Raw genomic sequence first — 14461 nt, 5'->3', positions numbered from 1 at the left:
CTGGCCGGCTCAGGGGCCCGCGTGCACCTGGCAGGCCCACAGGCTGGGTGTCTGGGGATAGGTGTCGCGCAGGGCGCGTACGGCGCCGTGCAGGGCATCGGCCGTACGGGCGACGTCGAGCGTGCCGTCGCCCCTGTCCAGGGCGGTGTACACGCCGTTCGCCACCTCGGCCGCGATCGTGTCGTCGACGTGCCACAGCGAGCCGACGACGTGGGGGAAGCCCGCCATCTGGAAGGCACTGACGATGTGGACGGCTTCGTCGGCGAGTTCGGGGCTGGTGCGCAGGGTGTCGCAGGCGGAGAGGTAGGCGAGCTGGACCGACGGCAGCCGCAGCCGGGCCAGGTCGCGAACGGTCAGCGGGCGTTCGTCGTGGTCGTGCAGGACGAGCCGGCTGCCGGAGGCGCGTTCCAGGTCGCCCACGGCGTGGCAGGCGAAGTGGGCGTAGGCGTGATGGTGCAGGGCGGAGACGACCGCCGCGTGGGTGGCGGAGCCGTCCGCCAGCAGCTCGGCGCCGGGAAGCAGGCGGGCCAGGCGGTCGGCCTCACGGCGAGCGCCCGGCAGCGGCGCCTTTCCGGTGGCGTGTGCGACGCTCACCACGAGGGTTCCGGTGCCGGGCGGCCGGGCGGCACGCCGGCGGGCGTGGTGCAGAGCCCGCAGAGTCGGCGTGTACGACGAGACCACCCGGTCCAGGGCGCCGGGAGCGCCGCCCGCGGGGGCCGCCGCGTGCAACGGCAGCGTGCCCAACAGACCACCGGGCGACCACCACAGACGGGTCACCGCGGGAAGACGGTCGAGAACCGGGCCGGTGACCGCCTGCCACAGCCAGGTGAGGGTTTCCCGCACGTCCTGCTGAGCGCGCTGCGACTGCTTGCGAGAGGTGCCGGGCGTCTCGAGACGGACCAGCGCGCGCTCGAAGGTCTGCCGGCGCCGTGCCGTCGTCCGCGGGTCCAGTGCCGGGAGCGCCACGGCCTCGACGGAGTGGCCGGTGACGATGAGTGCGTCGCTGCCGTGGGGGGAGACGTTGACCAGGATCACCGGGCCCGCGGCGGCCGTCGCGCGCAGTTCGTGTTCGTCCCAGTCCCGCACCGGACGCAGCAGGCCCAGGTCCGGGTGCTCGGCGCGGATCCGCTCGGTGAGGTCGCGCCACTCGGCGGCCAGTCGCTGCCGTAGATCGGCGCGGGTGCCGGGGCTCCCCGGTTGGGGGAGTGCCTGGCCGCCGGCGCCGGACGGGACCTCTTCGAATAGCTCCCGGCTGCCGGTCGCCGTGTCCAGGGCGTCCCTGAGTTCTTCGAAGCGGGCGGCGAGGTCGGGGGCGGCCTCCCGGAGGCGGGTGAGATCGCTGTCGGCGTCGAAGGCGTGGGAGAGGAGCACGCCCCTGGCCTGTTCGAGCAGGCCGACCGCGAGACCGGGCCGACCGCAGCGGCTTGCGCAGGCAGCGGCGGCCGCGCCCAGCCCCACGGTGCGGCTCAGCAGGAACTCCTGGTCGTCACGGACGAGATGACGGGGTGCCACGGAGTGCAGCAGGTCGACCGCCATCACATAGCCTTCCAGCGCCCGGTCCCAGACGCCGAGTTCTGCCCAGGCATCGCCCCAGGCCCGGGCGGCGTCCAGGCGCTCGGAGGGCGGGCACTGCTGTTCGAGGGCCGCCGCCTGGAACGTCTCGGCCGCCGCGACCAGTCCGGCACGACGGCGACGGCGGCCCGGACCCGGATCGCGCAGGAGTTCACCCAGGCCGGTCAGGCGCTGCGTGCGCTTGGGGTGGCCGGGCGGAGTGGCCTCCACCGCCCGGCGGTACAGAGCCACCGCCTCGCCCCGGGCGGCCGACGACAGCAGGGCGCGCGGGCTCGCCAGCCGTGCGCCCGCGGCCACCACCAGGGCACCGGGCAGGTCGGGCGAGTGCGGGGGCAGCGCCGCGACCACCGCGTCGGTCAGCTCGCGCACCTCGCGGGAGTCGCCGATCCGCAGCGTCTGCGACATGCGGGCCATCAGAGCGCTGGCGAGGTTGTGGCGTCGCCGGGGCAACAGCGGGTCCCCCTCCGGGGTGAGGGCGAGTGCCTGCCGCAGAAGCTCCACAGCCTCGTCGAGCCGGGCGACCGGGTCGGCGGCGCGCTCGAAGCCCGTCGCCAGGCTGACCCCCGTCGAGCTCAGCAGCATCGCGTGGTGGGCGCGGCCCATGCCGGGCAGCGTGGCGGCCCGGCGTCGGCACTCCTGGGCCTCTCGCAGGTCCTCGCCGTCCTCGGTCAGCCGGTGACGGAGGCTCAGCGCGGCACCGAGGTTGAGCATCCGCACCCCGAGCATCCCGTGACCGTCCTGGGTGAGGGCCACCGACTCCCTATGAGCCTGCACGGCCTCGTTCAACTCCTCCGGCTTCCCCGAGCGTTGATAGCAGGCGATCAGCACCAGGCCGAGGTCGTCGAGTGCCGCGGGCCGGTCCGGGTGGCCCGGTGGCATGAGGGTCTCGGCCTGCCGCAGCCGGCGCAGCGCCTCGTCCAGGTCGGCTCCGTGGGCCTTCGGATCGCGCGTGTACCGGGTGTACAGGGCCATCGCGGAGCCCAGCCCCGGCCGCTGCGGGGCGGCCGTCGCGCTCGTGGCGGCGGTCATGGGGTCGGTGAGGTCGAGCGCCGCGTCCAGATCGGCCGGGGAGCCGGTCGCGACCGAACGGGCGCGCAGGGCATTGCCCAGCACCCTGCGCAGCAGGGCGCTCTCCTCCGGACCGCTCGCCGCCCGGAGCGCCTCGGCCAGCACCTGGACCGCCTCGTGCAGGTCCTCCACCCGGCCGGTGTGCTGCGCCCTCAGCAGGAGCGCCATGCCCAGGTCGTGGCCGGCCGCCCAGGGCCCCTGCGGATGGACGGCAAAGCCCCGGCGGCACAGGTCCACCACCTCGTCGCACTCCTCGGCCGTCGCCCCCTTCAGCTGCCGCGACAGCAGCAGAGCGTGTCCCAACGCGCCGAGGACGTGGGCCAGGTACGGGCTTCCGGGCGGCAGCTGGGCCGCCACGTCACGCGCGATGCCGACCGCCTCGTCCAGGTCCTCGGCGTCGAACGACTCCAGGTAGCGGTCCCGGAGCCGGCGGCCCAGACCGTCGAGGGTGAGGAGCCGTGCGGGGGAGTCGGCCGGGATGCTCTTGACGGCGGCGTGGAGGAACCGGACCGGGTCCCCGCCCGCCAGGTCCCCGAACGGCCAGGTGATCCCGGCGAGGGACACGGCACGGGACAGCGCCTTGAGCTGTCTCGGGAACCAGGGGGTGTACTCCGCGGTCGCGAGGACGGCGAGGCTGCCCCACCCGATCGCGAGGGCGAGCCGGGCCTCGCGGGTGGGCGCCATGGAGGGCACCAGCGCGGCCATCTCGTGGAGTCGGCGCACGCCCTCGGAGGCGTCCGTCGGAGGGCTGTCCTGCCGTCCCTCCGCCGCGATCACACCTGCCTCGCACAGGGCCGCCCATTCGCCGGGACCGTCCGCGTGCGCCGGATCGGGGTGTCCGGCGGGATCGTTGCTCGCGTAGTACGCCGCCAGCTCCGTCGGGACCAGCGCCGGATCCGCCACCCACACCGGGAAGAGCAGGGTCCCGGCCATGCACCCGTGCACGGCGGCGTGTGTTTCCGGGCCGGCCGTCGCACGGGCGACGCAGAGCCAGCCGGCGGCGTGCCGGGCCTCCATGTCGCTGCTCGTGTCGGCGGTCCGCAGCAGGCCCCGCAGTTCGGCGTCCGCGTCGGGACCGAAGACCACGTCGGCCGCCACACCCCCGTCCGCCGTGCGCGCCCGGTCGAGGCGCGCACGGATCGCCTGCAGAAACCAGTCCCGGTCGTACCTCACCCCGTCGCCCCCCTGCCGTCGACCGAGACGCCCGGTCGACCCACGCTCAACTCTGCCCGATTTCCGGCACACTTGGAGCATGACCGCACCTGGAGACAGCCCCGAACCCGACGGACCCGGCCACAGGGCGGCCGCGGCGTTGTGCGTGCTGCTCGGCTCGCCGGACGCCCTGCGGCATCCCGGGGTCCGGGAGGCGGCCGAGCGGGCACGGGACCTGCTGCGGTCGGGCGCGGACGCGGCGGAACTCGAGGCCGCCTACCGCGACCTGGACAGAGCGTTGCGCCGGACCGTGGACGCACGCGGGCTGGACAGCGAATCCCGAGGCGCGACGGCCCCGGGCATCACGGCCCACATCAAGGTGGCCGTGTGCCCGGGACCGGCCCGCTGCACCCGCGTGGAACGGGCCCGCGACCTGCTTCCCGCCCCGCACTGCGCCGTCAACGGCACCCGCATGCGCAAGGGCCGACTGGGCCCCGCGCAGTGACCCGGCCCGCATGAATCCCCTCCTCGGCACCCTCGGCGGCAAACTCACCGAACGCTGGCTGAACCTGCTGGTCCTCCCCGGCGCTCTGTTCCTGGCCGCCACGGCCGTCGGCACCGTCCTGGGCCACCGCCACTGGCACGACACGGACCGGCTGCGCACCACCCTGGACGACCTGGCCGCCCGTCCCGCCCTGGACCGCACCGGCACGGCAGCGCTCCTGGTCGCCCTGGTCCTGCTCGCCGCGACAGCGGCCTCACTCGCCGCGCAGTTCGTCGGCAGCGTGATCGAGCAGTACTGGCTGCGCTTCGCCCGGGACCCGCTGTCGCGGTCCCGGACCGCCCGCCGCGCCCGCAAGTGGCGGGAAAGGGACGCGCGGTTGGACGAGGCGATCGGCCGTGCCCGACCGGCAGCGGTCGGTCCCGACGGCGCGGTCACGGTCCCGGCCGGCACCTGGGCGCGGATCCAGGCCCTCACCGAGGCCCGTGACCGGATCGCGTTGCGCGAACCGACCCGCCCCACCTGGTACGGGGACCGTATGCAGGCGGCGGCCGACCGTGTCGAGGCCGCCTACGGAGTGGATCTCGCCGCGCTGTGGCCGCGGCTGTGGCTGATCCTGCCCGAGCCGGCCGTACGACAACTCCAGTCGGCGCACGACTCCTTCAGCGCTGGCGCACGCCTCGCCGCCTGGGCCGGCGGCTACGCCCTGCTGGCCTGCTGGTGGTGGCCGGCCGCGCTGGCCGCCGTCGGCTGCGCGGTCGTCGCCCGGTTCCGCGCCCGCGCTGCCCTGGACGCCCTCGCGGGCCTCATCGAGGCAGCCGTCGACGTACACGGCCGCGAGCTGGCCGCCCGGGTCGGCCTGATCCCGCCGGAGGCACCGGGACTGCTGGCCCACGACACGGGGGACGGGATGTCGGCGGTGTTCCGGAAGGCCGACTGAAGGCCGAGCAGCGTCACGCCGGGTGCGCGATCCCAGCGGTGTTCGGTCGGCAGGGCGTCGGCGGAGCTCCCCTGGCCGGGGGAGAGTGAAGCACGAGCCGTCGCCGACGGCCCGGACGCCGGCCGGGTGACGCGTGTCGCTGTCGAAAAGGTACGTCTCCCTCATGGACGTGCAGAGATGATCGTGACCGGAGTGGTCAGGGTGCTTCCCTCCTGACCGCGGACCGCCGGGCGGACACCCGGCGGAACGTCTCTGGAACGTCGTTCCAGAGCCTTCGGGATGGAACGACGTCCCTTCACTGTTAAGCTGGAACGGTGTTCCAGGGGGCTAGGAGGGAAGGCATGGCTACGAGGGCGCGTCGTCCGGAACGACGGCAGGAACCGCTCACCCGGGAGCGCATCGTCGGCGCTGCCGTCGAACTCCTCGACACCGTGGGCGAGGGCGGCCTCACGTTCCGTGCGCTGGCCGAGCGCCTCGCGACCGGCCCCGGGGCGATCTACTGGCACGTCACGGGCAAGACCGAACTCCTCGCCGCGGCCACCGAGACCGTCGTCGCCACCACCGTCGGCGTCGACGACACCGAGGCGACGCCGCAGGAAGCGATCCGCGCCCTCGCGCTCGGCCTGTTCGACGCGATCGACGCCCACCCGTGGGTCGGCGCCCAGCTCGCCCGCACGCCCTCGCAGGCACCGATGCTGTGGGTCTTCGAGCGCATCGGCCGCCAGGTCCAGGCGCTGCGGGTGCCCGAAGCCGCCCAGTTCACCGCGGCGTCCGCGCTGCTGAGCTACATCCTCGGCGTGGCGGGCCAGAACGCCGCCAACGCCCGAGCGGCTGAGCCGAACACGGACCGGACCGAGTTCCTCGACGCCGTCGCGACCACATGGGCGGCCCTCGACCCCGACGAGTACGCGTTCACCCGGAACGCCGCCGCGCAACTGCGCGACCACGACGACCGGGCGGAGTTCGTCGCCGGCATCGACCTCATCCTCACCGGAATCACCGCTCGCCGGTAGCCGGCCGCCCCGGCACCCTTGTGGTCCCCTCCTCCGGCCGCCGCTCCTGCCCGGCGGACAGCGAGCGGGCGGGAGACCGGTCCCCGACCTCCAGCACCTGACCGAGGAGCGCGGGCGCTCCGGGCCCTTCGCTCCGGAGGAGGCCGGCCGGCGCGGCGAGGTAAGGGGGAGCGGCTCCCGACAGCGGCGTCAGGGCGGGCTCCACGGCCCGTACGGCCTGCGGAGCGGACGCGCTGCCCGCGAGGGTTCCGGGCGGGCGGAAAGGGACCGGAAGCGGGTCGACGTGGTGTCAGTCCTCGGCGAAGGCCGCCACGACGAGATCGGTCAGGAGCGCGCCGGCGGTACCGTCGGGGTCGAGGTCGGGGTCGTAGATGGTGACGTTGAGCCCTGCGCAGCGCGGAGAGCGGACCAGCGGCCGTAGCAGGGCGGTCACCTCGTCCGGCAGCAGACCGTCCGGGTCGGGGCTGTCGACCGCCGGCATGACGGTCGGGTCGAGTACATCGGCGTCCAGATGGACCCAGAAGCCGTCGAGGGCCGCCGCCTCGAGACCGAGCGCGGTCGCCGCGCCGAGATCGTCCGGACCCCACCGGCGCAGTTCCGAAACGGTGACGACGGGGATCTTGAGCTCGCGCAGCTGGACGATCTCCGGGTCGTCCCCGTAGGCGTCCCGGGTGCCGAAGACCCGGACGTCCTCGTCCCGGAGATAGGGCCGGCGTCCCTCCAGGTCGGTCAGATCGGCCTGGCCACGGCCCGTGGCCAGAGCGAGTTCCTCGCCGCCGGCCGCGCCGATCCGGTCGGAGTTGTCCGGATTGCGGAAGTCGGGGGAGGCGTCGACCGACGCGAGACCGTAGCGGCCGAGCCGGCGCAGAGCGAGGGAGGCGCCCAGTTGGATCGAGCAGTCGCCGCCGAGGACGAGCGTGAAGTCCCCGGCCGACACATGGCGTTCGATGCGGTCGGCGAGCCGGACCGTGTACGCGGCGATGGCGGCGGCGTTGAAGACGCCGTCGCCCTCCTGCCAGCCGCCGCGGTCGTAACGGGGCGGCACCACGACCCCGCCCTCGACCGCCCCGAGGCGCCTCACGATCCCGTTCTCGCGCAGCGCCCCGGCCAGCTTGTAACAGCCGGGCACGGTTCCGGGGGCGGGCGGCCTGAGGCCGAGGTTGGAGGGGGCGTCGATGACCACGATGTTCCGCATGCGGATCATCCTCGCCGCGCCCGGGCGCCACGGCAATGGACTTGACCGTGACCACCGGACCATTCCGGGACGATCCGCACGTGCACTGCGACGCACCCGCCGTGGCGCTGATCAGTCGCGGCGCGCCGTCCACACGGCCGAAGAGATCCTGCGGACAGGCGCCGGTCCCGGCAGGCGTCGAGAACGGTCGTTCAGGGGGTGATCAGGCGGTCCTGCTCCACGAGGGGTGTGCCGTCGTGCCAGGGCGGGGCCTTGCCGAAGCGGACGAGTCGCCGTGGTGCGTGGGGTCGACGTGCTCGGTGAGGGTCAGGTCGAGTAGGGCTCGGGCGGCTTGGTCCGGTGACTGGGCGTGGCTGCAGTCGCTGAACCAGGGGGCGTGAGGTGGCGGTGTCGACCATGCCGGGGCAGACGGCCGCGAGGAGCGTGCCGGTGGCGAGGTCGTGTTGGTACCCAGGCTGCCGGCCACGACGAGCAGCCGGCCGCCCGGGCGCAGGAGGGGGCCGAAGGAGCGCGGGACGGCGTGGGTGGCGGTGTGGGAGACGTCGATGAACTCGTCGGCCCCCGCGACGACGGCGGTCCACGGCGTCTTGCCGGCCCGGCAGGGGGACCGTTTCTGCGGTGCATCTTGTCACCCGCTCGGCTGACTTGGTCGTCATTCGTCGACGCGCCGGCGCCGCTGACCGCTATCTGTGCTGTCGTGATCAAGGAAAAGGCAACGACGGAGTCCACGTTCTCCCGGACGCTCACCGCCCTTCTGTCCGCGACCGTGCTCGCCGCGGGACTGTGCCTCGCCGGTGCCGCCCCGGCCGGCGCGGCATCCTGTCCCTCGTCCGCGAAGCCCGCGATCCCGGGCGCGGAGGCCCACTGGACCCTGGCGTGTTCCGGCACCACTTTGAAGGTGTACGGCTGGCTCGAGGACACCCGGGTGGACGGGGACTGCGCGTTCGTCAGCGCGCACGGCCGTGGGTCGACCCGGACCGCCGACGCGTGCGGTGCGGGCACCCGCGAGAACTTCGACTTCTCTTTCCCCGGCACCAAGAGCGCGGAAGTGCGCCTGTCACTCGTCAACTAGCCCCAGCCGAGTCGGCCCGGACGGCTGGCTGCACCGGCATGGTGCCGAGGACCCGACGGTGCCCTGGAACCGCAGGGACTCCACTCGCCTTCCGGCGGTGCGCAGCCCGACAGAGAGGAACCACGATGGAAGGCAAGATCGAGTTGTTATGGCGGGGCGCCACGGTGGTTTCGTGCCTGATCGCCCTCGCCGCGCTCCGCTTCTCCAAGCGGGCAAGCCACCAGCAGCACCAGATCACTCGATTCGGGATCGCCCGCGACCTGCACGCCGTCTTGATCAACGACTCCGCCAGAAAGGCACGGCACCGGCTCGGATGTCTCCACTGGCAGAACAAGAGCATCTCGGGTGAAGGGGAGGAGCGGAGCGAGGTGATGTCGGCGTACTTCGCGATGCTCTGGGCCTTCGAACATGTCGCATCCGGCCGCGAACTCCTCCTGAAGGACAGTGGAAACGCACCCGATGAAGCGGTTCTCTTCCTCGATCGAATGATCACTGTTCACGTACTCGAGTACATTTGTACCTTTCATGAGATCAAGAAGAAACTGACCGAGTCCGACACATCGGACGAGGTTTTCGACGGCGCCTACACCGAGTCCTTCGTCGTCCTGCGCAAGGCGCTCTGCGAAACGGCCGACGAACCAACCAGAAGGAAGCTGGAGAACCATACGAACAACTCCGAAAGCTGCCGGTGCGCATGTCACCGGGTGACGCCGCGACCCGCGGATCCTCCACGATTCGGCACCGCCGCGTGAGTTCAGCCGGCCGCGCACGTGCCCGACCGCCGGCTCGAACGGTCCCTGACCCGACCGGTCCGCGCCATGCCCCCGCCGCCACAGCGCGGAAACGGCTCCGCGCCATGCACCTCTCCGATACGCGGCCCGTCGCCGGGGTCACTCGACCGGTGCCACCACCACGTCCCGCTCGGCGGTGCCGGCGTCGGTGAACCGCAACACCCGGTCGGCCTCGGCGCTCAGTTCCCGGACGGCCCTGGCGGGCAGGCGCTCGAACGGGCTGAGGGTGAGAGTGACCGCCGTCTTGCGCCGCGTCGTGCTCCAGGTGCCGGCGACGAACCCGTTCCACAGGAACGACGCCGGCACCCGCAGGTTCTTGGTGATCATCCGGGGCCGGTACTCGGTGGGGACGATCCTGCTCCGGTCCTTGTGGGCGAGGACCAGACTGTCGAACTCCGGGAGCAGGCGCGCCGGTGCCGGAGTGTCCGGGTCGGGGCGCGGGGCGTCGGCGAGGTCGTAGACCACCTGACCGTCCTCGGTGGTGAACTCGCGCAGCTCCGGGGCGAGTCGCCGGAACACGTCCGCCGTCTTCAGCCAGCCGAACTCGCGCAGATCGGCAGGCCCGGCCGGGCCGTAGGCGGCCAGGTAGCGGCGGACGAAATCCTCTGCCGAGCTCTCCGGGGCAGGCCGGGCGCCGAGCCACGACTCGGCCATGGTGACCTCGCTGGAGGCGGGGAAGGCCCACCGGTCCGCCGTCGGAACCATGACCAAGGGCAGGTTCATGCGGACGCAGTACCCGAGCGCTCGGTCGTTGACATCAGGGAACTCGGTCTGCATCCGCTCCCGGATCGCCGCGAAGTCGAGCGGTCCCGCGCCGAGGACAGCGCGCGCGACGGCCACCAGGCGTTCCCGGTCGGCCTGCGGCCCGGGGATGCGCTTGGTCGCGGCGGCTGCGGCGGCCGCCAGGGAGGGCTCCACCAGTGCACGGAAGGCCAGGTAGTCGCGGGCACTGAGCAGATGCAGGGTGGCCCGGACGTAGGTGGCCCGGACCACCTCGCGAGTGTCCAGGGCCGCGCGCAGGTCGTCGGCCGTGAAGCCGGACAGCCGGTTCCACAGACCGAGGAAGGGGGCGCTCGGCTGTTGGGCCTGCAGGGCGAGCAGGCGTTCCACGGCGTCGGTCACCGGCATGTGCGCCCGCTCCAGCAGCAACTGCCGTGCCAGCGTGGCCCGGTTCAGCGCCCGGCGGCTCAGGACGTCGGCCATGTCGCTCCTCGGATTCGATGGCACTCCGAGTGGCCAAGCTATTGCACGACGGGCCGGCCGAGGGTGTCGATCAGCTGACGGACATCGACACCGCCCGATGTCCTCCACCACGCCTCCTCATGGTCGCCGCCCACGGCGGGGACCTCCGCGGAACCCGGGCGAGGGGTATGCGTACCGCCTACGTCCAGCGGCCGGTCGGGGATCCGCCGACCGGCTCCGACGCCTTCGACGGACAGTTCAGGGACTGGACGAACGGGTCACCACGCTGACGGGGAGGCAGCGGGGCCGGTCACCACCCTTCGGTCGACAGGCCGAACAGGTCTGCCGCGTTGTCGTGGCACACGGCCCGGAGCCACTCCTGCCCGAGTCCCAGCCGTTCCAGGGCGTGGAGCTGGTGCAGGTAGGGGTAGGGGATGTTGGGGAAGTCGGAGCCGAGCAGGATGCGGTCGCCCAGGGCGGCGAGCCGGGGCAGGGTCCGGCGGGGGAACGGCATGAGTGCTTCGGTGAAGTCGGTGAACGCCATCGTCGTGTCGAGGCGCACCTGGTCGTACCGTTCGGCGAGGTCGAGGAACTCCTCGTACTCCGGCATGCCCATGTGGGCGACGATCAGCCGCAGTCGCGGGTGCCGTGCCAGGACCCGCGCGACGGGCTCGGGGCCGGTGTGCTTGCCGGGCGCGGGCCCGGAGCCGCAGTGCATCACCACGGGAATCCTGGCCTCGGCCAGCACTCCCCACGCCTCCTGGAGACGATCGTCAGCGGGATCGTACGCTCCCACTTGCACATGGGCCTTGAACACGCGCGCGCCCGATGCGACGGCCTCGCGGACGTAACTCCCGACGTCAGGTTCGGGGTAGAGGGTCGCGGTGTGCAGGCAGTCGGGGGTGCGGCGGGCGAAGTCGGCAGCCCATCCGTTCAGCCAGCCGGCCATGCCGGGCTTGTGGGGGTAGAGCATCGAGGTGAAGGCCCGTACGCCGAACTCCCGCAGTAGGGTCGTGCGTTCCTTCTCCTCCCTGCGGTAGGTGATCGGCCACTCCAGCCCGCCGGTCAGCGGCCCGTTGGCGTCGAAGTACTCCCAGACCTTGTGCAGGACACGCTCGGGCATGAAGTGGGTGTGGACGTCGATCAGTCCGGGAAGGCCGAGCCCGGTCCAGAAACGGCGGACCTCACCGGCCTCCTCGTCCACGGCCGTGCGGGGGACACTCACCTGATACCGCCTCTCTCTCGAACACGGTCACCCGCAGTGTCGCAAGGTCGTGCTGTCTCAGCCGGCGTGGAGGACCCGAAAGCGATCCGGGCGTGCCGGACCCCGGTCGACGACTTCGACCGACGGCCAGCCCATTGCCACACGCTGATGTCCGGTGTGCGGGAGAACCGGATCTGCCCGCGGGTGCCTTCGACCGCGACGCGCGACCAGGATGCGGCGATGCGCGCCCGGTCCGCGCCCTGAGAGCGCAGCACCTCGGCGAGGACGGCGACCGTCTCGGAGAGGCGCTGGTCGCGGCGGACAGACCGGACGATCGACGCGGCGGGCTCCGGGTGGCCGACCAGCACCGGACCGGCCTGCCGTCCACGGCCGGAGCCTCTCGGACGACGGAGGAAGCCGCGCCGCAGGAAGGTCGGGCGGGAGGGCATGCATGTCCCTCTCCGCGTCCCAGGGGTGATGACTGTCCGACTCCTCGACGGAGTCGGACAGCCCAAGTCCGCATCCTGATGGACACCACAGGCACCAGGGACGAGAATAGCCGCTCACCACACATCGAGAATTCTGCCTGGTGATGGAGTCGGCGCGGGGCGTGTGTCCCCTCTCCGCGCCAGCACTGGACGGTTCCAGGCGGCGACCACGGGTCGGTACATTCAGGCACCGACGACCCAGGTGGGCCGTCCCGCCGGGCAGCGAAATGGACTCGCCGTGCCATCGGCGAACTACCGTCCCCTGCTGCGTACCCCGGGCGCCGCGGCCTTCTTCCTGGCGGCATCGTTCGGACGCGTCGGCGTCGCGATGACCAACCTCGGCATCGTCTGGCTCGTGCACAGCCACACCGGCACCTTCTCCGCGGTCGGCCTGGTCAGCGGTGCCTTCGCGGTGACCGAAGCGCTCGGAGCGCCACAACAGGCCCGGCTCGTGGACCGTTTCGGGCAGACCCGCGTCCTGCCGCCCGCACTGCTCGCGCACGCCCTTGCGGTGACCGTCCTCGTGTCCCTGGTCGCCGCAGACGCCTCCGACGCCTTCCTGACCCTGGGCGGTGCACTGGTCGGGGCCAGCGTTCCCCAGCTCGGTGCGATGTCGGCGGCACGCTGGGCGGCACTGCTGCGCACCGGCCGAGCGGCGGAACTGCCCACCGCTTTCGCGCTGGAGTCCATCGGCAACGCGGTGGGCTACCTCGTGGGACCGACCTCGGTCAGCGCACTCGCCGCGGCCGGACATCCCATGGCCGGCACAGTGCTGGCCGCCTCCGTGTCGGTGGTCGGCGGCCTGGCCCTCGCGGCGCAACGCGGCAGTGCGCCCTCACCCGCCGGCGACAAGGCCGCGCACGCCCACGGGAACCGGCCCTTGCTGCGCAGCGCAGTCCTCGTACTCCTGGGCCTCAACCTCGCCATCGGGGTCTTCTTCGGTGCCCTGCAGGTGTCGGTCACCGCCTTCGTGGTGGAGCACGGCGCACCGGGCGCCGCGGCCCCGATCTTCGCCGTCTCCCATGGCAGCGGCCTGCTGGCCGGATGGCTGTACGGGCTGCGCCGATGGCGTGCCACACCGCCGGTACAACTGCTGGCGACGACCACTGCGCTGTTGCTGGGCACGCTGCTGCTGCTCACGGTCGGCTCACCGGTCGCGCTCGGAATGGTCGCGACCCTCACCGGTGCCACCATCCCGCCCCTGCTGGCGCTCTTCTCCGTGCTCGCCGAGTCGACCGTCCACCAGGCCGTCCTGACGCAGGCGTTCTCCTGGCTCGGCTCCGCCGCCGCGGCAGGCTCGGCCGCCGCGGCGGCGGTCTCCGGCTGGGCGATCGACTCACTCGGTCCATCCGGCGGCTTCGCACTCACCACCACGGCCGCCGCCGCGATGACACTCCAGAGCCTCGCGGGCCTGCGCCTGCTGCGCACGCCGAAGGGACGGCCGGCGCGAGCGGAACCGACGACGCGGTCAAGGACGCTTTGATCGTGTTCACGCAGCGCTCCACGGTGTCGCGCTCACGGTGGAACGCGGCGCCGTGCGAAACGGGCCGCCCGCCCCGGCGGCCCCGCTGGGGCTCCCGTCCGGAGCCTCTCGGGGACCCGTGCAGAGCGGGTCAGTCGTCGGCGTCGTCTTCCTGACCGGGCGCGTCGCCGATGGAGACGCGCAGGTCGTGCATGCCTTGCAGGATGTCGATGAGGGCTTCCTCGGCCCCGCTCAGAGCGTGCCGGGTTCCCTCGGTGTCGCCGCGCTCCGCGTGGAACTGGGCGCTGAGCGCGTACACGGCGGTCATGACGGCGGCGAAGGCGGCTTCCCGGCCGGGTGGCAGTTCCTCCGCCTCGGGCGCGGAGACCTGCAGCGCGGTGCGCTGCAGCCTGTTCGTCAGAACGTTGATGGCGAGGCCGGGATCCTCGCCCACCGCTTCCCCCCAGCCGAGCAGCGTCTCAAGGACGTCCTCGATCTCCTCTTCCTCGGTCAGACGCGTCGCGGCGGTGATCTCGAGCTCCGTCTTCGCCAGCAGACTGCCCAGCAGGTGCAGGCGGTCTTCCTCGCGCGACCCCTCGGGGCGCTTCTCCGGATCCGCCACCGGCTCAGCCGCCAGAGCGGCCAGCGCTGCGTGGATCTGCTCGGTACTCACCGGACGCTCGCTACTGATGCTCACGCCTTCAGCTTCACCCAACGAATGCGCCACCGCCCACCCGGACACGTGGGAGACCGGGCCGGATCTCCAGCCCCGGGCCGCCCGCATCGCCTGGTCACCTACAGGTTCCGGCACGCGTCCGGC

The 14461-nt window shown here is 72.7% G+C and carries 11 protein-coding genes and 3 pseudogenes; 7 read left to right on the top strand and 7 right to left on the bottom strand.

Features of this window, described 5'->3' with window-relative positions; genetic code table 11:
• Nucleotides 1-9: 9 nt before the first annotated feature.
• Nucleotides 10-3813 (bottom strand): CHAT domain-containing protein, encoded by a 3804-nt coding sequence (locus ACZ7KF_RS34555; RefSeq protein WP_471084151.1) that lies wholly within the window; start codon nt 3811-3813, stop codon nt 10-12.
• Between the two features lie 79 nt (nt 3814-3892).
• Between ACZ7KF_RS34555 and ACZ7KF_RS34550 the strand changes: the two genes are divergently transcribed.
• The 3 genes from ACZ7KF_RS34550 (at nt 3893) to ACZ7KF_RS34540 (ending at nt 6247) form a co-directional block, all read left to right on the top strand.
• Nucleotides 3893-4297: a hypothetical protein gene (locus ACZ7KF_RS34550; protein ID WP_471084149.1), complete on the top strand. Its 405-nt coding sequence runs from the start codon at nt 3893-3895 to the stop codon at nt 4295-4297.
• A gap of 10 nt (nt 4298-4307) precedes the next feature.
• Nucleotides 4308-5234: a hypothetical protein gene (locus ACZ7KF_RS34545; protein WP_471084146.1), complete on the top strand. Its 927-nt coding sequence runs from the start codon at nt 4308-4310 to the stop codon at nt 5232-5234.
• A gap of 341 nt (nt 5235-5575) precedes the next feature.
• Entirely contained in the window at nt 5576-6247 is a 672-nt protein-coding gene (locus ACZ7KF_RS34540; RefSeq protein WP_471084144.1) for a TetR/AcrR family transcriptional regulator, read from the top strand.
• 289 nt (nt 6248-6536) lie between these two features.
• On the opposite strand, the gene ACZ7KF_RS34535 is transcribed toward ACZ7KF_RS34540, so the two are convergent.
• Together ACZ7KF_RS34535 and ACZ7KF_RS34530 are read right to left on the bottom strand one after the other, a co-directional pair.
• Nucleotides 6537-7442, bottom strand: coding sequence for an arginase family protein (locus ACZ7KF_RS34535; protein WP_471084141.1), 906 nt, complete (start codon nt 7440-7442; stop codon nt 6537-6539).
• A gap of 191 nt (nt 7443-7633) precedes the next feature.
• Nucleotides 7634-8001: pseudogene (locus ACZ7KF_RS34530) on the bottom strand (Rossmann-fold NAD(P)-binding domain-containing protein); the annotation flags it as partial.
• Nucleotides 8002-8139: 138 nt separating this feature from the next.
• Here ACZ7KF_RS34530 and ACZ7KF_RS34525 point away from each other — a divergent pair.
• Nucleotides 8140-8514 carry a hypothetical protein gene (locus ACZ7KF_RS34525; RefSeq protein WP_471084138.1) on the top strand — a complete coding sequence of 125 codons (375 nt, stop codon included), beginning with the start codon at nt 8140-8142 and terminating at the stop codon, nt 8512-8514.
• Nucleotides 8515-8639: 125 nt separating this feature from the next.
• The gene (locus tag ACZ7KF_RS34520) at nt 8640-9266 is read left to right on the top strand and encodes a hypothetical protein (protein ID WP_471084135.1); all 627 of its coding nucleotides are present in this window, start codon (nt 8640-8642) and stop codon (nt 9264-9266) included.
• A gap of 138 nt (nt 9267-9404) precedes the next feature.
• Here ACZ7KF_RS34520 and ACZ7KF_RS34515 read toward each other — a convergent pair whose 3' ends face one another.
• Nucleotides 9405-10508 (bottom strand): winged helix DNA-binding domain-containing protein, encoded by a 1104-nt coding sequence (locus ACZ7KF_RS34515; RefSeq protein ID WP_471084132.1) that lies wholly within the window; start codon nt 10506-10508, stop codon nt 9405-9407.
• Nucleotides 10509-10591: 83 nt separating this feature from the next.
• Here ACZ7KF_RS34515 and ACZ7KF_RS34510 point away from each other — a divergent pair.
• A pseudogene (locus tag ACZ7KF_RS34510) lies at nt 10592-10747 on the top strand (haloacid dehalogenase type II); the annotation flags it as partial.
• 50 nt (nt 10748-10797) lie between these two features.
• On the opposite strand, the gene ACZ7KF_RS34505 reads toward ACZ7KF_RS34510, so the two are convergent.
• Nucleotides 10798-11712, bottom strand: a complete 915-nt coding sequence (locus tag ACZ7KF_RS34505; protein ID WP_471084129.1) for an amidohydrolase family protein — start codon at nt 11710-11712, stop codon at nt 10798-10800.
• A 57-nt stretch (nt 11713-11769) separates the two neighbouring features.
• A pseudogene (locus ACZ7KF_RS34500) lies at nt 11770-12059 on the bottom strand (hypothetical protein); the annotation flags it as partial.
• A 358-nt stretch (nt 12060-12417) separates the two neighbouring features.
• On the opposite strand from ACZ7KF_RS34500, the gene ACZ7KF_RS34495 reads away from it, so the two are divergent.
• Nucleotides 12418-13662: an MFS transporter gene (locus ACZ7KF_RS34495; protein WP_471084126.1), complete on the top strand. Its 1245-nt coding sequence runs from the start codon at nt 12418-12420 to the stop codon at nt 13660-13662.
• A 130-nt stretch (nt 13663-13792) separates the two neighbouring features.
• Here the strand turns inward: ACZ7KF_RS34495 and ACZ7KF_RS34490 are convergent, their stop codons facing one another.
• Nucleotides 13793-14338, bottom strand: coding sequence for a hypothetical protein (locus tag ACZ7KF_RS34490; protein WP_471084123.1), 546 nt, complete (start codon nt 14336-14338; stop codon nt 13793-13795).
• Between the last annotated feature and the right edge of the window lie 123 nt (nt 14339-14461).

It is taken from the genome of Streptomyces sp. NPDC038200, from assembly GCF_055600785.1.
Note: the sequence above shows the minus strand (reverse complement) of the source record. Positions and strands in the feature narration are given on the sequence as shown.